The organism is Mycobacterium sp. FW102-FHT13B02, assembly GCF_058790275.1.
In genome coordinates this window covers 1-18,870 of sequence record NZ_JBYTCM010000040.1, presented here as the reverse complement: position 1 = coordinate 18,870, position 18,870 = coordinate 1, and the positions used below count along the sequence as shown (strand labels likewise).

Genomic DNA, 18,870 nt, shown 5'->3' with positions numbered 1-18,870 from the left:
GCACGCCAGCAGGCCCGATGAAATGAAGGAGAACAGTGCCGAATACAGCACACACGAATATAGACCGTCCGCCAGTCGCGCACGCGGCCTGACGGGGACTCGCACCATGACTCACACCGCCACCATCACCGAACCGGCCGAATCCGACGCCATGCCGCTGTGGGAGTCGTTCGACCACGCCACCGCCGAAAGCGCCTACGCCGCTGCTCGCGACCACATTGCAGCCGCACAGCCCGACGACCGAATCGTCGACCAAGGCGACGGCGTGTACGCGGTCCTGTCCGGAGCCGGCCACGGGGCGGAACGGGTTGCAACCGTCGTCATCTCGCCCGGCGACGAGACCCCCGCCGCACCCACGACCAACACTCACTGAAGGAGCCCCCATGTACACACTGACCATCGACGACGGCGGCCGCGACGTGAGCACGCCACACGACACCCCAGAAGCCGCCCAGGCCGCCCTACACGCGTACCTGGTGTTGTCCGACTACTACCACCGGCCCACTCAGCTCAGCGCCGCCCACGCGGCGTACGAACTGATCTCACTCGCCCAGGGACAGTCGCGCGTCGTCGGCGTGGCCACCATCGAGCCCTACACCGAGCTCGCCGCGCGCCGTGACCTCAGGGCCGTCTTCGCCGCGGTCGGCCCCGCGCACGCCCTCGCGTCCTAGTCCCATGCCGTACTACCTCACCAGCGTGGCCGAGCTGCCCCACCCTCACACCATGGGAGAGCGGCCCCATCCGGACGGCACACGGTCCAACTGCCCTCTCGCTCTGGAGGCTGCCATCCGCACCCTCGGGCACCACCCCGGACGGGACGGCTACCGCACGCTGTTCGCGCGCGAGGACATCGCCGTGCGCCGCCGCAGCTGCGACGTCCACTCGGGAGACTGGACCATCGCACTACCCGCCGTCACGGCCTTCCTCGAGCCATTCCCCGTCAGCGCCGACACCGCGACCATCGCCAGCGCCGCACGCAGGCACCCGTCCTTCGCGTCGCTCGACCCGGCCGATCGCCGTCTGGCGCTGGCGCTTCTGAGCTACAGCGACTCACTGCGCGTGTACGTCAACGGCCAGGGCCAGCGCGAGACGATCGGCCAGCACCGCATCTGCTGGGCCCGCACCGCCGGCATCGGGGCCGTACCCGTGTGGTTCGACGCCACCACCGTGGCCCCGCCACGCGACGAGACGCTCCTGCAGCGCGGCTAAGCGGCCCCGGCAACACCCCACGACGCGCGCCGACGCGCACCCTTTGGCCCCGTCATCGGCCGATGCGACACCGCGCGCCAACCCCGTTCACAGCGCTGCGGTCGACGACCGTGCGACGGGCCGTCGTGGTCTCACCACAGCGTGGGCTGATCACCCAGCAGTGCGGCTTGCACCGCAGCGGCATCCCACCCGTGGCGCACGGCCTCGCGCAGCGCCACCGAACGTTCACGCCGCACCCCACGACTGTCGAAGCGTCGCAGCGCATATCGGCCACCGCCCCGCCGCATCCTGGCTTTGATCGTGAATTCTGACGGCAGTTGATCGCGAATTTGGATGGCATCGTTGACTGATTTGCGCGTTTCTGATCGCGAAATTTGACGTCAGCTGAATGGGCGTGAGCCTGGGTTCAGGTGATGGTCGGCGCTGGGCGGCGCAGGGTGGTCACGGCGAGGAACACCAGAGCAAGGACCTGCACGGTGGCCACGACGACGATCAGTGTGGTGATGGAGTGTTCGTAGAGATATCCGGTCAGTGCACCGCCGCCTGCGGTGGCCACTCCCAGGACGGCGGCATACAGGCCGTAGGCGCTGGCCCGGCGCTCAGGGGTGACGAGGTCGGCGACCACCGCCCGGCGTGGATTCTTGGATGCCGACCGCGGCTCCCCACAACAGGGCCCCGGCGATCACCCACCACGTGTTGGTGGTGAATGCGAGCACGGGGATGGCGATCGCCAGGATCGGCAGCACGATCAGAACGCGGGGGCCGGTGCGGTCGTACGCCCAGCCGGTGGCCAGGGCGGCGAGCGCGTCGACGGCCATCGCTGCGGCGTAGATCAGCGGGACCGCTGCGGTGGGCAGGAGTCCGCGGGCGACCATGTGGAAGGAGAGCACGCCGAAGGTGGCGAAGCCGAGCATGGTGGCGGCGGTGAAGACGGAGTAGATCCAGAACTGTCGGGGCATCGCCGCCCACCACCGGGTTACCGGCCGATCTAGTTCCTTGGGTGCGGATTCCGTTGGCGCAGTGATGGGTTCGTAGGTGGCGGGGTGGGGGACGCGGATGCGTAGCCGCCCACCGCATGCCGGTGTCCGGCCGTATCTAAACTCCGAAACCCCCGCATCGGCGACCCCGCGGTCGTCGACATCAGCATTGGCATTGGCATTGGCATTGGCCCGCTCCCGTCATGTCAGCTCCCGGTGAGCTGGGCGAGGATTCGTCCGAACGCGAGCGTCGCGTCGCTGGCCGCTACCGCGGCAAGGACCCCTGCTACGGCCCATGCGACGGCGATCAGATGCACAGAGCGGCCCGCGGGTCGGTACAGTGCCTGGACTCGGGCGGTGACTGCGTGGCGGTGAAACCCGAGTGCGTCGATGGGTCGGCGCGGTGCGGACAGGGCGACCCGGGCCAATGCGCGGGCGGTGCGGCGCCGGCTGCCGACGGTGGCCGCAGCGACTTCGTCGGCCCACCGCTCCACGAGATACGCGACGGCCGTACGGGTTGGTATCAGCAGCGGATTGAGCGCGGCGGCCAGGTCGGTAATCGCGCGGTAGCGATGGTGGCGATGGCCAAGGTGGGCACGCTCGTGGGCCAAGACGATGCGACGATCGCCTGCATCGGTAGTGCGCAGCAGCCCCGTGCTGACCAGGATGCGACCCGGGCGCCCGGGCACGGCGTAGGCGTGGAGGGTGTCATCGACGAGAACGGCGAGTTCGCCGTGCGGTTGGCACAGCGCGCAGACGGCCCGCAGCTCACGTTCGATGTTGCGTCGTACCTGAACGACACGAACCGCGCGGTGCAGACACCACAGCACGGTGAGCGCGGCGGCGGCGGCGACCATAGCGGGGACCGGGTTGACGACGACGGTGCCAAGTTCCTGGGCGGGTGGGGTGTGGGTCAGCAGGGTCGCCGCCAGTAGGGTCAAGCCCCAGGTGCTGGCGGCGGCCGACAACACTGCGGTGACGGTCAGAGTGCGGGTGGCCAAGGGTGGGGCGAGGTAGCGAACCAGCAGGGGTGCGCCGATCGCGAATGCCAACGACGCCAATAGTGGCAGGTACACGCTGATCCGCACACTCACTCCTGGGGTTGTTGGTTCGGTGGGATCGGTCGGGACGGGGGAACGACCGGGGTCTCGGAGACGAGTCGGCGTAGCGCGGCGTCGTCCGCGGGGTCGAGGCGGTCCAGGAAGCGTTGCAGCACCGCTTGATGATCGACACCCCGGTGCAGCACACGGTGCATCATTTCCGCCGCTAGCTCGGCCCGTCCCTGAGTGGGTCGGTACGCGTGGGCGCGACCGGACTTCTCCCGCCACACCAGGCCCTTGTCGTGCAGCCGGGTCAGGATGGTTTGCACCGTGTTGTAAGCGACGTCGTGATCGAGGCACTGCTGCACCTCGGCCGCCGTCAACGGCGACTCGGTCGCCCACAACGCGGCCAGAACCTCACTTTCGAGTTCTCCGCGCCCCCGCCGGTCTCGCTCCCTGCCGCGTGGCATCTTCGTCGTTCCTCCCAAACTCCCGCCTGCACCTACAAATGGTAGGCGCGCCTGGGTCAACCCCCGCGCACCACCTTGGCGCGGCGCACGCTTCAGCAGACCAGGTCTAGACGATGACGTCACCACGGTGAGGGATGGGTTGGGGTTGACACAATCTGCTGCACGCTGCAGGAAGGAAGTGAGCGGAAGAACCGCTCCTGATGCGACGAACGATCGAAATGGGCCACCCGGCGTCAACACATCACGATTCAGGGCGACACCTTCCTCGAATCATCTGACGATCAACACGCGGCCAATCGATCACTTGGGTCTCCCCGTTCGAGGGTCAACCCCGGGACCCTGGCCATGTCTGCGGGTTGGTTGGGGGTTCAGCACCGCGCGTCGACGTAGATCATCCTATCCACCACGGTAGGGATGGACGGGGTCTGATATCCAGGGAAACCATGATCCGTCCGGGCGAAGGTGTGGGCCCCTCGCACCCCGATGAGGGTGCACTGTGACAGCGGCGCACTGCCCACCTTCATCACAACCACGTCGTAACCATCGGTCTGCAGTTTGCTGATCGTGCTCTGCACGGAGTCCGTGGCCTGCGGGTTGATTGGCGCAGCCGACGCGGTGCCGGCTGCTGCTATCGCGACGGTGGCCAGCGCCGCTACTGCAAAGGTAGTGGTGAGGTGATACTTCATGTGCGTACCTTTCGAGGCGTTACTGTCCCATCAACCTACACCTACAACATGTAGGTGTATAGACCTACAACTTGTAGGTGGGCGCGTGCCGTCGCCCTCACCGCCCGCGCCCGTGGTAGGGCTGTCGCGGCACCGGCCTGAGCCGGTCAGCGGATACGCGATGGCCAGACTCGACGACGGCACGCCCAACAGCGGCAGCGCATCGGCCGGGTCTTGACGTGATCGGCGTTGGCGAGTGCGCGGTCTATGGCGTGGGAATCATCGAGGGGTTGGATGCGACCTGGCGGCGTCATGAAGGACCGCGCATCGGACAGCCGCAGACACTGTCCAGCAGTTGTCCAGGCCCGGAGCGATGACGCGCAAACTTGGCCATGCGTCGTGGCTTCACTTTCCGTGACCGACGTGTAGCGATGCCGCAATCACACACCGTGGGCGACAGGGGGTGCCACCTCGACCGGACCCGGCGTTCGGTGTCTATCCGCCACAGCGAGCACACAGTGGCTGGTCAGGTTGTAGAGGTACGGTCGCTGGTTCCGGTGATGCGGGTCAGTGCGGTGAATCCGTCATCGGTGCCGGGCCAGTGCGCCCGGACTGCTGGTAGGCCCGCGCGGCGTACCACGCTGCGCAGAGTGGCGGCGACGATGATGGCGTCGTCCGTGTAGCCAAGTATGGGAATGAAGTCGGGGATGAGGTCGATGGGGGAGGCCAGGTAGATCATCAACAGCGCCAGGCGGATCCGCACTCCGCGCGGGAGGGATTTGTCGGTGGCGAGTCGGTGCACAAGGCGCAGCACGTCGGGTAGTAGCCGCAAGGTTTCGTGCAGCAGCCCGCCGCGTGGTCGGACGGTGATCAGAGCGATAATCAGGATGACCCAGGCCAGCAGCATCGCGCCGATGATGCCGATGAGCAGGTCGGCCCACCATCTGCCGGTCACGGGTGCGCGGCGGTGATGACGATCGGGCGGAACCTCGCGGAATGCGTGGAGGCCCCGGGGGCTGGCGACTGGATTGGCCGCGACTCGCGCGGGGCGACGTCGGGCAGCGCACTGGTCAGCACCGCGACCGTCGGCTGCCCGTTGATGCCGTATCTGGTCACTTCGCGGCCGCTATCGATTGGTGTGTCAGTTCCTTGGCGACGTCGCATGGGTCGGGGAAGGGTTTCTGGATGAAGTTGACGGACCATTCGATGAAGTCGTCGTCGAATTGGATGCCGATTTCGCAGAGATTGTTGCCGAGGGTGAGGTCGGTTCCGATGGCGATCCAGCCGTCGTGGCCGTCGATGGTGATGTCCTCGACGCTCGTTCGGGAGAGTTCCTCGGTTTTGCGTTCCCTGCCGATGGGGCTGCCCCGGTACCAGCTGAACGAGAAGTGGGGGCCCAGGATGCTCCCGCCGGCTAGCCATTGGCAGCCGACCGAGTTGCGGGCGGTGACGATCAGCCCGGGCACCTGGGTGAGCTTGGAGATCGTTTGGTCGCTGATGCCGCCGCATTCGGGGAAGAACGGTCCGTGAGTGGCGTTCGGTGTCGCGGGCGACGGCGCGGGCTGATCGTTGGGTCCCGAGTTCCCGGAGCAACCGGCGATCGTCAGCGTTGCCGCGACGGCCAGCGCTCCCAGTGTGCATCTGGGCAAGCCGCAGCGCCCGCTGCGCACCGCCGCATGCCGACGAACCGGCGAAACTGTTGGTCTGGAACGTAACCCGTTCATTCGGTGTCGCGACCGGAACGTGCGGGCGTGAGCTGTGCGCGGCTCATCGAGCGCGCCGCTGGGGGTGTTAGGCATGGCCTTGTCCGATTCGTTCGCGGCGGGTGGTGGCGGTGAGGAAGGCAACGGCCAGCACCTGGATGATGGCCACCGTGGTGATCAGGGTGGGGATGGAGTGTTCGTAGAGGTATCCGGTAAGGGCACCGCCGCCGGCGGTGGCTGTCCCCAGGACGGCGGCGTAGAGGCCGTAGGCGGTGGCGCGGCGATCGGGTGCGACGAGGTCGGCGACGACGGCGCGCAGCGTGGATTCCTGGATGCCGACGGCGGCGCCCCATAGCAGGGCGCCGGCGATCACCCACCAGGCGGTGGTGGTGAATGCCAGGACGGGGATGGCGATTGCCAGGATGGGCAGGATGATGAGCACGCGGGGGCCGGTGCGGTCGTAGGCCCAGCCGGTGGCCAGGGCGGCGATGGCGTCGGTGAGCATGGCTGCGGCGTAGATCAGGGGGACCGCCGCGGTCGGGATCAGTCCGCGGGCGACCATGTGGAAGGACAGCACGCCGAAGGTGGCGAACCCCACCATGGTTGCTCCGGTGAAGATGGAGTAGATCCAGAACTGGCGCGGCATCGCCGCCCACCACCGGGTGGTGGACGGTCGTGGCGCTTCGGCCGCGGCATCGCTTGTCGCAGTGTCGGCGGTCTGGGTAACCGATTGTGTTGCTGCCGTGGCAGTTTCGTAGATGGCCGGCTCGGGAACGCGCAGCCGCAGCCACAGCAGCAGGCCCAGGACGGCGACTCCCGGTGCGGCCAGCACAGCCAACGCGGGCCCGTAGCGCCCGCCGGTCACCAGTAGCATGCCGGCCACCACCAGGGGGCCGATCAGGGCGCCGATCTGGTCGAGGGCCTCGTGCACGGCGAATCCGCGCCCGCGCCCGGTGGCGGCGGTGGCGAAGGACAGCAGGGTGTCCTTGGCGGGGCTGCGGACGGCTTTGCCGACCCGTTCGGCGATCACGAGGGCGCACGCCACCCACAGGATTCCGGTGAGCCCGAGCACCGGAACGGTGATGATGGTCAGGGCGTATCCGGCGATGGTCCACGCCCAGAAGTGCCGGGTCCGGTCGGTCAGCGGGCCTGAGACCAGCCGCAGCAGCAGGGCTGCGGCTTCCCCGATTCCGGTGACGACCCCGACCACTAGGGCCGAGGCTCCGAGGGAGGCCAGCAGCGGACCGGTGATGGAGCGGGCGCCTTCGTAGACGAAGTCGGCGAGCAGGCTGATGGTGCCGAACGCGACGACGAACCGCCACGGACTCATCAGCCCGGCGGCGCGGACGTCGGTGTCTACCGGTTCACCGGCTCGGCTCATCGGTGCAGGATCTCGATTAGCCGCCAGCAGGCGGCAGCGGAATCGGCCAGGCAGATCAACACCAGCAGGGTTACCGCCAGGGTGGGCAGCACGCCGGCCCACCGATCGGGTCGCGGTGTAGTGCTCAGGGCACGGACCCGGGCGGTCACCGCGTGTTGGGCGTAGGCCAACACCCCGGGAGACCGGGGCGGAGCGGCCAGGGCGGCGCGGGCCAGCGAGCGGGCCGCAGCCGGGCGGCTGGTGGTGACGGCGGCGTGTTCGTCGGCCCACCGTTCGATCTGGAAGCTGATCTGGCGATCCAGCACGGCCAGTGCGGGATTGATCGCGCCGGCCAGACGCCCGATCAGCCGGTAGCGGTGGTGGTGATGGGTCAGGTGGGTGCGCTCGTGGGCCAGCATCGCCCGGCGTTCCGCGGCGTCGAGGGCGGTGAGCATTGCCGTGGAGACGATGATGGTGCCGGGCCCGCAGGGAACTGCGTAGGCATACGGCCGCGGATCGGTGAGTACCAGCAATTCCTCGTCGTGCCCGCCCACCACGGCGCGTAGATCCCGCAGGGCTGTCCGCTCGGCCAGGATCACCCGCGTGGCCCGGACCCCCGCAACGCCGAGGAGCACCAGCGTCGCCACCCCGAGCGGCCACGGCACCGAATCCGCGGCCGTCGCCGCATGGGCACGTTCGGGATGGCTGAGCGCGGTGGCGACGGCGAGCCCGCGTAACAGTCCACCGATGGTCAACAGCGCCAGTGCGGCCAGCGTGGCGACGCCGGCCAGCGCGGCAACGGCAGCCAGCACCCGGGTCGCCGTCGGCGGTGCCAGGCGCTGCCCGACCGCGGGCGTCAGAACGGCCAAGACCAGCACCGCGATCAGCGGCAGATACACCGTGTAGATCACCGACCGTCTCCGGTTCCGGGTCGCTGATCCAGCACGGCCCGCAGCGCCGCCTCGTCGTCGGCGCCCAGGGCGTTGACGAATCCCAGTAGCACCGCACGGCGGTCGACGTCACCGGCCAGCACCGCGGTCATCAGCCCGGCGGCGTGCTCGGCGCGGCCCTTCTTGGGCCAGTAGACGTAGGCGCGCCCGGCCTTTTCCGGTCCAGCTGCCCCTTGTCGAAGAGCCGGGACACCACCGTCAGCACGGTCTTGTACGCCAGATCCGGCGCCTGCAACGCCTCGTGGACCTGGGCGGCCGTCACCGGCGTCTCCGCGGCCCATAGTGCGGAAAGCACCTCCGATTCCAACGCCCCCGACCCGCGCCGCACATGCGACGGTTTGCTCTTCACATCCATCACCTCGATTATCTTGCCTACTGCACCGGTGCGGCGGGGTTGCTCCCTCATCACCTTCTCGCCCGCCGTTGCATAAGACTATTACATCGTGTAAGACTCCTACATGATGTAGGTAGTGATGGGGACGACATCGATGTGCGCTACCTGGTGGCGCCGACACCTGGCGTTCGTTCGCGCCACCGCCCGGCAGTTGCAAGCATGCATGGACCTTGACTGCCATGGACCTTGAAGGGGAATGATGAGGAAGAACTGCGGCACTGTGCCCCGCCGCCTGGGTGGCGCCGTCCTGGGGATGGGTGTGGCCGTGGCGATCGGTCTAGCGGGCCCGGCCAACGCCGACGTCTTCGTTTCGTTGCCCGATGGTCAGAAGGTCGGTCCCGACGTCGTCCTGACGCGTACCGATGAGCATGCCACCGTTTCGCCCTCACTGGCCGACAACGGTGCCGGCCGAACGGCGATGGTCTCGGGCCGAGTGATCGCCGATGTCAGCGCCACCCCCGAGGGCGTCAACGGGCCCAACAATGGGCCCCTCAACCTCCCCGGAACCAACAACTCCTCGACTCACGGTTCCTCGCAAGTCAACACCGGCTACATCATCGGTTGTCAGGTCAACATCGCACCCGACGCGATCTCGGGGGGCCTGTCGGGTGGGGTGAGCTTGCGCAACGGCCTGTCTGGGGGCGGGTTGATCAACATCAACCTGACGCCGGGACAGGTCGTGTTCGTTCAGTTGCAGTACACCCCAATCCTCAAACCGGGCAAGTACTTCGTCGACTACCAGGACATGGAAATACAAGTTCAGGGGTGCGCCGGCTTTGCGCAGGCACGCGCCTACTCAGTCGTGGAGATCATCGGCAACCACTACTCGAAGACCTCCCTCTACGGGCAGCCGTTCAGCCTCGGCTAACACGCGTTGACTCACCCCATGTCCCGCTCGCTGACACGCAACCCACCCTTGAGGGGAACCACCATGATCGTCACTCGTAAGGCCGTGCTGCGGCTGGCCGCGAGCATTGTCTACATCGTTCTCGCCTCGTCGTCGATCGGCACTGCCCGCGCCGACACGGTCGTACCGTTGCCCGACAGCCAAGCGGTGCGGACCCTGGGCGACGGCACCGTCGCCACATTGACCATCACCGGGGAGTCGGCCAACATCAATCCCTCACTCGGGGACACCCCGGTGCACCGCAACGCCTGGGTATCGGGCACGGCAACCCTGAACCTGTCGGTTCCCACCGATGGACGGGTCTACGCCGGGTACATCGTGGGATGTCAGGTGAACATTGGCAGCGGCGGTCCGACAGCCGCAGTGGGAACGAGCACGGACTTCGCCGCAACCGCCCCGGAGATCAATGCCAACGGGGTCGGCGGCAACCTGACCCTTGGCCCGGGTCAGGCGCAATCCTTCTACATCCTCGACATCGAACATCCCGATGATTACGGCAACGAACGGCACTACAACTACACCGAGTTCCACAAGTCCGACAATCCGTCCCTGACTTGGTCAGACTCGACCATCGGGCTGACCGGTTGCGCCGGATACGCCCAAGCCCGTTCGTTCGCGCAAGTCGAAATCTACAACGACACCGACGCGGCGTACATCACCGTCTATGGTCAACCGTTCAGCCTCGGCTGACGTCAAACCGCATGACCGGATGATCGACTGGCCGATGCCGTCGGGGCGAATGTCACGCGTCGGCCACATCACGAATCGATCATCGATGCTGCTGGCACCGATCGCCGCCACCTCACGTGGACGCCCTGCCCTGGCCTTCGGTGACGGCATCGGGCGCCGACACCGGCATCATGTAAGACTCTTACCTGATGTAGGACAACCCCTCGACGATGACGAACGGCTAGGAGACGACGATGCTGCCGTGGACGACGCACATCGCGCTAACACACAGCGCACGACTGGTGGCCGAAGGCGACTACACCCCCTATGACCAGGGTATCCGGCACATCGCAACGATCGCCGGCTACCTGTGCTATGGGATGATGGCGGTCACGGTGTGCTTCGGCATCCTGACCACCACCGGATGGGCGCGGCGCCAGATCAGCCGCCCCGCATTGACCAACACGCACATGGTGCTCGCGGTGAGCACCCTGACCTTCGGAATCCTGCACGCGGTGTCCTACGTCTTCCAAACCGGGGAACACTTCACCGCGCTCAACGCCGTGATCCCGTTCGTGTCCGGCGGCGAGTTGGAGGTCGGGCTGGGCATCGTCGGCCTGGAGTTGGCGGTGGCCATCGCGGTGTCGATCGTGCTGCAACGCCGCCTGGGCTACCGGCGCTGGCATCTGCTGCACTACCTGGCCTACGCCGCGTTCGCGCTGTCGCTGGCCCACACCATCACCACCTCCGCCGAAGTCCAATCCCTGGGCCTGATCGGGGAAGCCGTGATCGGGCTCGCCGCGGCCTGCGTCCTGCTGTGGGTGCTGCGCATCCTGCCCGCCACCACCGCTGCCGGTCTGCGCATCGCCCCCAAGGAGGCCTAGCAGATGCCCGCCCCCCAGCACCCCGCCCCCCGGTTCCCCACCGTCGATCCCGCCCCGCGACCACCGGTGACGGTCAGTGTCGACAAATCGCATTGCCGGCTCTACGGGATCTGCGTGCAGGAAGCCCCGACCGTGTTCGGCCTGCACGCTGACGGACGACTGCGCTACACCACCCGCCCCGGTGACGGCGACACCGATCCGGTACGCCAAGCAGCGCGGTGCTGCCCCACTCAGGCCATCACCCTCACCGAACGTCGCTCATGACCGCGGTTCCTCGGATCGTCATCGCCGGCGCCGGGCTGGCCGGCCTGTCGGCTGCCGAACGGCTCCGCGAGCAGGGCTACGCCGGTCAGCTGGTGATCATCGGCGACGAACCGCACCACCCCTACAACCGCACGCCACTGTCCAAGGACCTGCTCACCGGCGAGGTGTCGCGACGCGATCTGCCGCTGCGCACCTACACCGACCTCGACGCCACCTGGCGCCTGGGAATCCGGAACCTGCGGCTCGACCTCGACGATCAACGCCTCGTCCTGCCCGGCGGTGAGCACATGGACTTCGACGGGCTGGTCATCGCCACCGGAGTCGAAGCCCGCCACCTCCCCGGTGCGCCGGTGCATCTGCCGCACGTGCGGATGCTGCGCACCCAGGACGACGCCGACGCCGTTGACCGCGCCCTGGCCAAAGCCGATCACGTCGCGATCGTCGGGGGCGGATTCATCGGCTGCGAAATCGCGGTCACCGCCCGCAACCGCGGGCTGCACGCCACGATCATCGACCTCAGCCCGACCCTGCTCGCCGGCTCCTTGGGACCAGCACTGGGTGCCATCGCCGGCGACATCCACCGCCACGCCGGTGTCCAGCTATGTCTAGGCGTGGGTGTGCACGGCTGGACCGAAACACCCGCCGGGGTACAGGTACACCTCGACAACGGCGAGACCATCACCGCCGACGCCGCCGTCGTCGGCATCGGCACCCATCCCCGCACCGACTGGCTCGTGGGCTCCGGCCTGGACCTCAGCGACGGCATCTTGTGCACTCCCACCTGCCATGTCCAAGATGCGCAGGGCAATCCCCGAGACACCGTGGTCGCCGCCGGGGACATCGCCCGATGGCCAAACCTGCGATTCGACACCACACCACGGCGGGTCGAACACTGGATCAACGCCATCGAAATGGGCCAAGCCGCCGCCACCGCGCTACTCGCCGGCCCAACCGCCGCAACGCCGTTCACCCCGGTTCCGCGGTTCTGGTCCCACCAACACGGCGTGCGCATCCAATCCCTCGGAATGCCCACACTAGGTACCAACATGACCGTCCTGGCCGGCTCACCCGACAGCACACGGTTCGTCGCCGGATTCACCCGACCCGCACCAGACGGGCCGATCCTCGTCGGCGCGGTCGCCTTCGACTCACCCCGCACACTCATGCGCTACCGCGACCACATCGGACAGCCACTGAATACACTCGACCTCCAAGATGGCCCCTCACCCCGCCGCTGATGTCGCCTTGGGCCACCCACAGCCACAGCGACGGTCGACGCGACCGCTTCGTTGGCCGCGGCCCGCAGCGGCCGTGTCAGCCCCAAGCGCCTGTGGCGGCACGTGACGCCGCTGAGATCCACCCCGTCGCAACCTGCCGCCGCGTCATCATCCATTCTGAGGGGAGATCCGCTCAAGGTCATTCCCGCCACGGATGGGTCGGCTTCCCGGTCGCGGGCCGCGAGCATCGACTCCGATTTTGGGCGCGCCAGACGTCATCCTGTTACTCCTACATGATGTAGGTGATGGTGGTACAAAGGATTGCAGACCGGTACCGACCCGACTCGAAAGGCCCACCCATGACGCGCTCACGAACTGCAACCGCTGCCATCGCCATCAGCCTCCTGATCGGCTCGGCCGGTTGCGGCGGAGGGCAACCCGCTGATCGTGCGTCGACTGCGCCTCCATCCACCTCGTCTAGGACGCCGAACGCGCCGGCCGGGTCGACTGCGACGATCACCATCCAAGACAACACCTTCATTCCACATCACATCACGATCAGCACGGGCCAGATGATCACCTGGGTCAATCGGGACGCGGTCACCCACACCGTGACCGCCACCGCCGGCGCCAAGTTCGACGTGGAAGTGCCTGCTGGCAAGTCCTTCTCCTACCCGACCGACGAACCCGACACCATCCGATACACCTGCAGGCTCCATCCCGGCATGGCCGGTGATGTGACGGTCGCCAAGTAGCCGTGACGCGAGGCCGACCCTTCGCAACACGCGGGGAACAAACGCGGGAACGCATCGTGGTGGTGGCCCGCGAGGTCTTCAACGACCTCGGCTACGACGCAGCCACCTTCCAGGCCATCGCGGTGCGCGCCGAACTGACCAGACCTGCAATCAGTCACTACTTCCCAAGTAAACAGTTGCTCTATCGCCACCTCGTCGAGCACAACAATCAGGTCGTCGTCGCCGCCGCGAACAAGGCGTTTCAGTCCGACACCTTGATCGATCAGTTCAGCTGCTTCATCGCCACAGTGACCAATGCCGATGACTGTTCGGCAGCGACTTTCCTACTCACCTCGATTTGGGCCTCGCGACGCCATCCAGAACTGCGCCAGGACGAGCACGACCCATTGAGGACTATTCGTGAATTCTTCTACGCTGCGATCAACAACGCGGTCACATGCGGCTTAGCCGCGAGCACCCCTCCCCAGTCACAGGTAGAAATACTCGTTGCGATGATGTGCGGCATAGCATTTCATGCCGCCTTCATCGGCGGCAACGCCGACCAAGAAACCATCGCCCACCAGCTTCGTAACATGATGGGCACGCCGTGACAGCATGACCCACTCTAGACGGGCTTGGCCAGGACACGTTGGGTCCATCCGAGGGAAAGGAACGCTAGGGGCCAGGACCTGCACCACGGCGACCACGATGATCAGTGTGGTGACGGAGTGTTTGAGAGATATCCCCGCTCAGTGCCCCGCCGGCGGTGGCGACGCCCAGGACCGCGGCGTAGAGGCTCGTAGACGCTGACCCGACGGTCCGGGTGACGCGATCGGCGACACGGCCCGCAGCGCGGATTCCTGGATGCCAACCGCGGCACCCCACCAACGCCCCGGCGATCCCTATTGCCAGGACGGGCAGCACGAGCAACACCGGGGCCGAGGCGGTCATAGGCCCAGCCAGTGGCGAGCGGGTCGACGGCCATGGCGCCACCAACACTGCGTCCGCATTCAATCCCTCGGAATGCCCGCCCTCAGAACCGAGATGACGAGACTCGACGGCACACCCAACAGCCGGTTCGTGGCCGGGTTCACCCGACCCACACCAGAGGTGACGTCAGAGGGACCGATCCGCGTCGGTGCCGTCGCCCTCGACTCACCCCGCTGCGACCGACGGATGCGGTGGGTCCCGATCCTATGACGACAGTGGGGCCAAAGCTCTTGACGAAACCCAGGGCTGGCCTGGCGCAGGAACTTCTCACATATTTCAAGTAGCTCAGCGGTGATCTGTCCGGGTGGAACGCCGAACACGGCGTCGTCACCGGGTTCGTCACCGGGTTCGTCATCGGGCTCGAACTCGAGGTGCACGGCGGTGTCCTTTCAACGGATGTCCGACGCGCAGTTGGGTGCCGGGCGCGCCATATATCGGCTTCTGGGACTTGGCTATTGGGCCATGGTGACGGATTTAGAGGCCTTGGTATGAGCGAGGCGGTAGGAGTCGGTGCCGGTTTCGACGATGTTGCCGCCGAAGGTGAGTCGGTCCACGATTGCCGCGCACAGCCGCGGGTCGGTGAAGGTGCGAGTCCAGCCCGAGTAGCTGTCGTTGCTGGCGATGGCGACGCTGTTCTTCTCCTCCCGCTCGGTGAGGACCTGGAACAGTAGTTCGGCGCCGCGCTTGTCGAGTTCCATGTACCCAAGCTCATCGATGCAGAGCAGATCGACCCGGCCGTAGCGGGCGATGGTCTTGGTGAGCTGCTTGTCGTCGGCGGCCTCGACCAGCTCGTTGACCAGCTTGGTCGCCAACGTGTACTTCACCCGGTATCCGCGCATCGCTGCTTCGGTGCCCAGCGCTATCAGCAGGTGACTCTTGCCGGTGCCGGAGTCACCGATCAAACACAGCGGGGAGCCCTTCTTCACCCAGTCACAGTTGGCGAGGGTGTGAATCGTGGCCGGATCGACATTGGGATTGGCGTCGAAGTCGAAGCTGCGCACCGATTTCTCCCGCGGGAAACCGGCAGCCCGGATGCGACGTTCGGATCGCCGCCGGGCTCGGTCGTCGCATTCGGCCATCAACAACTCGGCCAGGAATCCCCGATAGGACATCTGCTCGCGGGCAGCGGCGTCGGCGATCTCCTCGAACTGCCCGCGGATCGTGGGCAAACGCAGCATCCGGCACGCCTGATCCACCGCGGCGTCCGCGGCCTGCTCGGTCAAGCCGTGTCGACGTCGGGTCGTCGCGGTCGCTGCAACGGTCGTGGTGCTCATGAGGTGCCTTTCTGGGCGGTGGTCCGATTCAGTAGCTGGTCATAGATCGCGACCGAGGGCAGTGGGCGGTTGTCGGGTGGCACCTGGGCCAGGCGGCGTTGGGTCAACGACGGCATCGGAGTCGGCGAATCGTGATCGAGTGTCACGGGGTTGCTGGTTCGGGTATCGCCGATCTTGCGGGCTTCCAACGCCACCGCATCGGCGGTCAACGCGCCCGCTTGCAGCGCCGCGGTCAACCCAGCGACGAGCTGGTCGTGCGGAAGGTGCCGATGCAGCAATAGCACCTCGATCAGGGCGCGGGTGCCATCGCGGTCTCCGTGAGCCTTGCGAACCGCGGCCCACCACGCATCGTGCACCGGAGTGAACTTGCCCGAGGCTCGAGCCTGATCCAACGCGGTCGCGCCGGGCAACGCGCCTGGCTTGCGCAGGAGACCCTCCAGATAGTGGTCCAAGTCCAAGCGGGCACCACCCTTGGCGAGGAGCCGTTCGTGGCGGGCGATCTCGGTTCGCCCGTCGTAGGCCACCAACTCCGAGGCGTGCAGCAGCACCCGGACTTGGCGTCCGATGAACCGGACCGGCACGCTATAGCGGTTGGTGCGGACCGTGACCTGCGCATAGCGGTCCACGCGCGGGGTGAACCATCGTCCGGTTTCGAACGGTTCCTCCGGCAACGGTTTGAGCAGCGGTTGCTCCATCGCGAAATGCTCGCCGATCGTGTGGGGGCGGGTCCCGATGCGGCGCGCGTCGTCGGCGGCGTCCCAGGCGTCGATCATCGCGTTCAACTCGGCGATCGAGGAGACTTCCGCCACTGGGACCAGGTGGTTGCGTCGGAACCAGCCGATCTGGCCCTCCACCCCACCCTTCTCGTGAGCGCCGTCCACGCCGGGCTGGCAATAGAACGCCGTCAGATCTAGGTGCGAGCGGAAAGCGGTCCACCTTTCGGTTTCCACACGCGCCCGGGTGAATCCGAGAACCTGGGCAACCGCCGATTTCAAGTTGTCATAGCGCACCCGAACGGTCGGCACCCCGCCCAAAACGGCTAGTGCGTGCAGGTGGCCTTCGAAGAACGCTTCCTGCCCCGCAGACAACGACGCCCGATGAATGCTTTTCGCGGAGAATGACATCCGGAAACAGAACAGGTAACACGTCACAAGTTCTCCCCGGAGCCGGATCGCGATGTCGCCGAAGTCAACCTCGGCTTCCTCGCCCGGCCGGTGCGTTTGGGGTATGAACACCTGCGCCGCGCCCCGGCCCGTCTCGGCCAAGATCTGCCGCGGCGCTCCTTCACGTAGCGTTGCAGCACTGGATAGGACACCCCGGTCATGGACTGCTCATCGAGCAGCCGCTGATAAATCCGGGTCACCGTGTGTCGTTGCTTGCGTGGCGCCTTCAGATCCGCGAGCAAGATCGCATCGACGGAGGCTTTGAACGGGTCCAGCTTCGACGGGCGCGGGGGGTACTCCTTGCGGTGCTGCGGCCACGCCGAGCCCAGAGCATCACGAACCGTGCGATACCCCACACCGTGGGTGCGTTCGATTTCGCGGCCCGACATGCCCGCTCGGGCATCGCGACGGATCGCGGCATACAACTCCACCCGCGACGCGACCGGCATCCCTGGCTCCCTCGACGCTGCAACACAGCCTCCCGTCGAAGCGCAACCCCCAAGCTGACGTCAAATTTCGCGAACACGAACTTCGTGCAACATCTCGGTGCTGACGACGTTCGCGATCAACTGACGTCAAGGTTCGCGAGCAGAACCACGCATCCGCGCCATGCGCTCCATGTTGTCGCCCTGGGACCCCGACACGACGTGCTGGTGGGGCTCTGTCGCATCAGCGACCTTGACGCACACCGGGTTGTCGCATTCGTGCAGACCGAGCACACCGGCGGGCACCACACCGGACACGATCGCCAACGCGTAGCGGTGCGGCCGCACGCACAGCCCCGACCCCGCTCGGGTGAGGTAAAACCGGCCGTAGCCATCGGCGCCGATGGCACCCGTCCAGATGTCGCAGTCCGACACCGTGGGACCGCACACCACATGCCGGTGGAAGCGCGCGATCTCCGAGGCGTGCACCCGCCGATCCACGATCAGCTCCCCCGCACTCCTCATGACCGGTGAACCTAACCGCCGACACCGACGTTCACCGCGGCCCGCGCCATCGGCCGCCGCAGCTCGCTGCGCGCACCAACAGACCGCGCCGGTGATGACACGACCATGGCCGCGCCACCGTGGCGCAGCGACCGATCAGTCAGCGAGCCCAGCGGGCACCCGGCAGCGCGGGATGTTCGCACCGCCGCAGCGTCACCGCGACGGCCCGAGCTGGCGCGCTGCTGCGCGACGCCCCAGGACAGCGCTGAACGCGCGCCCGTTGTCGGGTCCACGGTCTGCCGCGCATGCCCTCCACGCGGCCGGGAAATTGTCACGCGGAGGCCGCTGCGGCCGGCGGTTCCCCCGCATCGGGTTCGACCGCCCCACCCGCCGACGCGTCGCCCGTTCCAGGGACATCAGGACCTAGTGCATGCGAACCGTTCCGCGATACCGGATTTCCCGCTTTGGGCGCGTGCCGTGCCATCGCGCGAACGATTCCGATCCCGAGGTCGTGTTTGGTCGCGATCGTCGTCAGCGTCTCACCCCGCTCACGCATCCGTTCGATCGCCGCGCCCGCTGCTTCGCGTTCGTCGCCCACCCGTTTGGATTCTTCGCGCTCCAGCTGCGCGTCGGCCTGCGCGCGCAGCTCCGCGCGCCGCTCCTTCTTCCACTCGCCGATTGCGTCGAGCTTGTCGATGGCGTGCAGCAGGATCGTCGCGTCCTTGAGGTTCGCCTTCTCCCGCGCCGCGTGCTCCTCGTTGGCGCGCCGCGCCGCTTCCACGGCCCGGCGCCGGGCCTCCGCCTTGGATGTTCTCGCTGCCGTCATGGTCGTGGACCCTAGAAGCGTTCGGGCCGACCGGGCCACCACCACAGCCACATTCGTCGTCCACCACTTTTCTGACCCGCTTCCTGCCGCCTTCCTGCCGCGTCACCGTCGTCACCCTCACCACACCGTCACCCACCTCACGCGCCAGCCACCGCACCCTCCGCCAGCTGTCCGATCCCATTGAACATCGCAGTCTGGCTCCGCGGTTGCTGGGTTTTGCAAGGTTTGTCGGGACGTCCTACTGT

At 66.9% G+C, this 18,870-nt stretch carries 24 protein-coding genes and 2 pseudogenes; 10 read left to right on the top strand and 16 right to left on the bottom strand.

The window, feature by feature from the left end; all coding sequences use genetic code 11:
- Window positions 1–106: 106 nt before the first annotated feature.
- The 3 genes from AC3WTE_RS31755 to AC3WTE_RS31745 are packed head-to-tail and all read left to right on the top strand — an operon-like array spanning window position 107 to window position 1,209.
- A complete protein-coding gene (locus tag AC3WTE_RS31755) occupies window positions 107–373 on the top strand; it encodes a hypothetical protein (RefSeq protein ID WP_492443550.1) in 267 nt (88 codons plus the stop codon).
- Between the two features lie 10 nt (window positions 374–383).
- Entirely contained in the window at window positions 384–671 is a 288-nt protein-coding gene (locus AC3WTE_RS31750; protein WP_492443548.1) for a hypothetical protein, read from the top strand.
- 4 nt (window positions 672–675) lie between these two features.
- Window positions 676–1,209, top strand: coding sequence for a hypothetical protein (locus tag AC3WTE_RS31745; protein ID WP_492443547.1), 534 nt, complete (start codon window positions 676–678; stop codon window positions 1,207–1,209).
- A gap of 406 nt (window positions 1,210–1,615) precedes the next feature.
- On the opposite strand, the pseudogene AC3WTE_RS31740 reads toward AC3WTE_RS31745, so the two are convergent.
- The 11 genes and pseudogenes from AC3WTE_RS31740 to AC3WTE_RS31690 form a co-directional block, all read right to left on the bottom strand.
- Window positions 1,616–2,273: pseudogene (locus AC3WTE_RS31740) on the bottom strand (MFS transporter); the annotation flags it as partial.
- Between the two features lie 119 nt (window positions 2,274–2,392).
- The gene (locus AC3WTE_RS31735) at window positions 2,393–3,274 is read right to left on the bottom strand and encodes a M56 family metallopeptidase (RefSeq protein ID WP_492443546.1); all 882 of its coding nucleotides are present in this window, start codon (window positions 3,272–3,274) and stop codon (window positions 2,393–2,395) included.
- A 2-nt stretch (window positions 3,275–3,276) separates the two neighbouring features.
- Entirely contained in the window at window positions 3,277–3,696 is a 420-nt protein-coding gene (locus tag AC3WTE_RS31730) for a BlaI/MecI/CopY family transcriptional regulator (protein ID WP_492443544.1), read from the bottom strand.
- A 368-nt stretch (window positions 3,697–4,064) separates the two neighbouring features.
- Window positions 4,065–4,382 carry a hypothetical protein gene (locus AC3WTE_RS31725; protein WP_492443543.1) on the bottom strand — a complete coding sequence of 106 codons (318 nt, stop codon included), beginning with the start codon at window positions 4,380–4,382 and terminating at the stop codon, window positions 4,065–4,067.
- A 505-nt stretch (window positions 4,383–4,887) separates the two neighbouring features.
- Entirely contained in the window at window positions 4,888–5,316 is a 429-nt protein-coding gene (locus tag AC3WTE_RS31720) for a YkvA family protein (RefSeq protein WP_492443541.1), read from the bottom strand.
- Window positions 5,313–5,477, bottom strand: a complete 165-nt coding sequence (locus AC3WTE_RS31715; RefSeq protein ID WP_492443539.1) for a hypothetical protein — start codon at window positions 5,475–5,477, stop codon at window positions 5,313–5,315. Before AC3WTE_RS31715 ends, AC3WTE_RS31720 begins: the two co-directional genes overlap by 4 nt.
- The gene (locus AC3WTE_RS31710; protein ID WP_492443538.1) at window positions 5,474–6,010 is read right to left on the bottom strand and encodes a DUF3558 domain-containing protein; all 537 of its coding nucleotides are present in this window, start codon (window positions 6,008–6,010) and stop codon (window positions 5,474–5,476) included. The genes AC3WTE_RS31715 and AC3WTE_RS31710 overlap by 4 nt, the downstream gene beginning before the upstream one ends.
- Window positions 6,011–6,152: 142 nt before the next feature.
- Window positions 6,153–7,445 (bottom strand): MFS transporter, encoded by a 1,293-nt coding sequence (locus tag AC3WTE_RS31705; protein ID WP_492443536.1) that lies wholly within the window; start codon window positions 7,443–7,445, stop codon window positions 6,153–6,155.
- Window positions 7,442–8,335, bottom strand: coding sequence for a M48 family metalloprotease (locus AC3WTE_RS31700; RefSeq protein ID WP_492443534.1), 894 nt, complete (start codon window positions 8,333–8,335; stop codon window positions 7,442–7,444). Before AC3WTE_RS31700 ends, AC3WTE_RS31705 begins: the two co-directional genes overlap by 4 nt.
- Window positions 8,332–8,466, bottom strand: coding sequence for a hypothetical protein (locus tag AC3WTE_RS31695; RefSeq protein WP_492443532.1), 135 nt, complete (start codon window positions 8,464–8,466; stop codon window positions 8,332–8,334). Before AC3WTE_RS31695 ends, AC3WTE_RS31700 begins: the two co-directional genes overlap by 4 nt.
- The gene (locus AC3WTE_RS31690; RefSeq protein ID WP_492443530.1) at window positions 8,466–8,723 is read right to left on the bottom strand and encodes a BlaI/MecI/CopY family transcriptional regulator; all 258 of its coding nucleotides are present in this window, start codon (window positions 8,721–8,723) and stop codon (window positions 8,466–8,468) included. Before AC3WTE_RS31690 ends, AC3WTE_RS31695 begins: the two co-directional genes overlap by 1 nt.
- Before the next feature lie 244 nt (window positions 8,724–8,967).
- On the opposite strand from AC3WTE_RS31690, the gene AC3WTE_RS31685 reads away from it, so the two are divergent.
- The 7 genes from AC3WTE_RS31685 to AC3WTE_RS31655 all read left to right on the top strand — a co-directional run bounded on the left by AC3WTE_RS31685 (window position 8,968) and on the right by AC3WTE_RS31655 (window position 14,054).
- A complete protein-coding gene (locus tag AC3WTE_RS31685; RefSeq protein WP_492443529.1) occupies window positions 8,968–9,636 on the top strand; it encodes an MspA family porin in 669 nt (222 codons plus the stop codon).
- Between the two features lie 63 nt (window positions 9,637–9,699).
- Complete coding sequence (locus AC3WTE_RS31680; protein ID WP_492443528.1) at window positions 9,700–10,365, top strand: MspA family porin; 666 nt, start codon at window positions 9,700–9,702, stop codon at window positions 10,363–10,365.
- A gap of 233 nt (window positions 10,366–10,598) precedes the next feature.
- Window positions 10,599–11,228, top strand: a complete 630-nt coding sequence (locus AC3WTE_RS31675; protein WP_492443526.1) for a ferric reductase-like transmembrane domain-containing protein — start codon at window positions 10,599–10,601, stop codon at window positions 11,226–11,228.
- Between the two features lie 3 nt (window positions 11,229–11,231).
- On the top strand, window positions 11,232–11,492 hold the full coding sequence (locus AC3WTE_RS31670; protein ID WP_492443524.1) for a ferredoxin: 261 nt from the start codon (window positions 11,232–11,234) through the stop codon (window positions 11,490–11,492).
- Window positions 11,489–12,730, top strand: a complete 1,242-nt coding sequence (locus tag AC3WTE_RS31665; RefSeq protein WP_492443523.1) for an NAD(P)/FAD-dependent oxidoreductase — start codon at window positions 11,489–11,491, stop codon at window positions 12,728–12,730. The genes AC3WTE_RS31670 and AC3WTE_RS31665 overlap by 4 nt, the downstream gene beginning before the upstream one ends.
- A gap of 338 nt (window positions 12,731–13,068) precedes the next feature.
- Complete coding sequence (locus AC3WTE_RS31660; protein WP_492443521.1) at window positions 13,069–13,464, top strand: cupredoxin domain-containing protein; 396 nt, start codon at window positions 13,069–13,071, stop codon at window positions 13,462–13,464.
- A 56-nt stretch (window positions 13,465–13,520) separates the two neighbouring features.
- On the top strand, window positions 13,521–14,054 hold the full coding sequence (locus AC3WTE_RS31655; RefSeq protein WP_492443519.1) for a TetR/AcrR family transcriptional regulator: 534 nt from the start codon (window positions 13,521–13,523) through the stop codon (window positions 14,052–14,054).
- Window positions 14,055–14,885: 831 nt separating this feature from the next.
- On the opposite strand, the gene istB is transcribed toward AC3WTE_RS31655, so the two are convergent.
- From istB to AC3WTE_RS31630, 5 genes and pseudogenes are all read right to left on the bottom strand, one after another.
- Window positions 14,886–15,707 carry an IS21-like element helper ATPase IstB gene (gene istB / locus AC3WTE_RS31650; RefSeq protein ID WP_492443517.1) on the bottom strand — a complete coding sequence of 274 codons (822 nt, stop codon included), beginning with the start codon at window positions 15,705–15,707 and terminating at the stop codon, window positions 14,886–14,888.
- Window positions 15,704–17,319 (bottom strand): annotated as a pseudogene (istA, locus tag AC3WTE_RS31645) (IS21 family transposase). Before istA ends, istB begins: the two are co-directional and overlap by 4 nt.
- 126 nt (window positions 17,320–17,445) lie before the next feature.
- On the bottom strand, window positions 17,446–17,820 hold the full coding sequence (locus AC3WTE_RS31640) for a hypothetical protein (protein ID WP_492443515.1): 375 nt from the start codon (window positions 17,818–17,820) through the stop codon (window positions 17,446–17,448).
- 11 nt (window positions 17,821–17,831) lie between these two features.
- Complete coding sequence (locus AC3WTE_RS31635) at window positions 17,832–18,092, bottom strand: hypothetical protein (RefSeq protein WP_492443514.1); 261 nt, start codon at window positions 18,090–18,092, stop codon at window positions 17,832–17,834.
- A 38-nt stretch (window positions 18,093–18,130) separates the two neighbouring features.
- Window positions 18,131–18,625, bottom strand: coding sequence for a hypothetical protein (locus AC3WTE_RS31630; protein ID WP_492443512.1), 495 nt, complete (start codon window positions 18,623–18,625; stop codon window positions 18,131–18,133).
- Between the last annotated feature and the right edge of the window lie 245 nt (window positions 18,626–18,870).

Coding starts and splice junctions, on each gene's coding strand:
- AC3WTE_RS31755 (WP_492443550.1), top strand. CDS start 107: ATGACTCACACCGCCACCATCACCGAACCGGCCGAATCCGACGCCATG.
- AC3WTE_RS31750 (WP_492443548.1), top strand. CDS start 384: ATGTACACACTGACCATCGACGACGGCGGCCGCGACGTGAGCACGCCA.
- AC3WTE_RS31745 (WP_492443547.1), top strand. CDS start 676: ATGCCGTACTACCTCACCAGCGTGGCCGAGCTGCCCCACCCTCACACC.
- AC3WTE_RS31730 (WP_492443544.1), bottom strand. CDS start 3,696: ATGCCACGCGGCAGGGAGCGAGACCGGCGGGGGCGCGGAGAACTCGAA.
- AC3WTE_RS31725 (WP_492443543.1), bottom strand. CDS start 4,382: ATGAAGTATCACCTCACCACTACCTTTGCAGTAGCGGCGCTGGCCACC.
- AC3WTE_RS31705 (WP_492443536.1), bottom strand. CDS start 7,445: ATGAGCCGAGCCGGTGAACCGGTAGACACCGACGTCCGCGCCGCCGGG.
- AC3WTE_RS31695 (WP_492443532.1), bottom strand. CDS start 8,466: ATGACCGCGGTGCTGGCCGGTGACGTCGACCGCCGTGCGGTGCTACTG.
- AC3WTE_RS31685 (WP_492443529.1), top strand. CDS start 8,968: ATGAGGAAGAACTGCGGCACTGTGCCCCGCCGCCTGGGTGGCGCCGTC.
- AC3WTE_RS31680 (WP_492443528.1), top strand. CDS start 9,700: ATGATCGTCACTCGTAAGGCCGTGCTGCGGCTGGCCGCGAGCATTGTC.
- AC3WTE_RS31675 (WP_492443526.1), top strand. CDS start 10,599: ATGCTGCCGTGGACGACGCACATCGCGCTAACACACAGCGCACGACTG.
- AC3WTE_RS31670 (WP_492443524.1), top strand. CDS start 11,232: ATGCCCGCCCCCCAGCACCCCGCCCCCCGGTTCCCCACCGTCGATCCC.
- AC3WTE_RS31665 (WP_492443523.1), top strand. CDS start 11,489: ATGACCGCGGTTCCTCGGATCGTCATCGCCGGCGCCGGGCTGGCCGGC.
- AC3WTE_RS31660 (WP_492443521.1), top strand. CDS start 13,069: ATGACGCGCTCACGAACTGCAACCGCTGCCATCGCCATCAGCCTCCTG.
- istB (WP_492443517.1), bottom strand. CDS start 15,707: ATGAGCACCACGACCGTTGCAGCGACCGCGACGACCCGACGTCGACAC.
- AC3WTE_RS31640 (WP_492443515.1), bottom strand. CDS start 17,820: ATGAGGAGTGCGGGGGAGCTGATCGTGGATCGGCGGGTGCACGCCTCG.
- AC3WTE_RS31630 (WP_492443512.1), bottom strand. CDS start 18,625: ATGACGGCAGCGAGAACATCCAAGGCGGAGGCCCGGCGCCGGGCCGTG.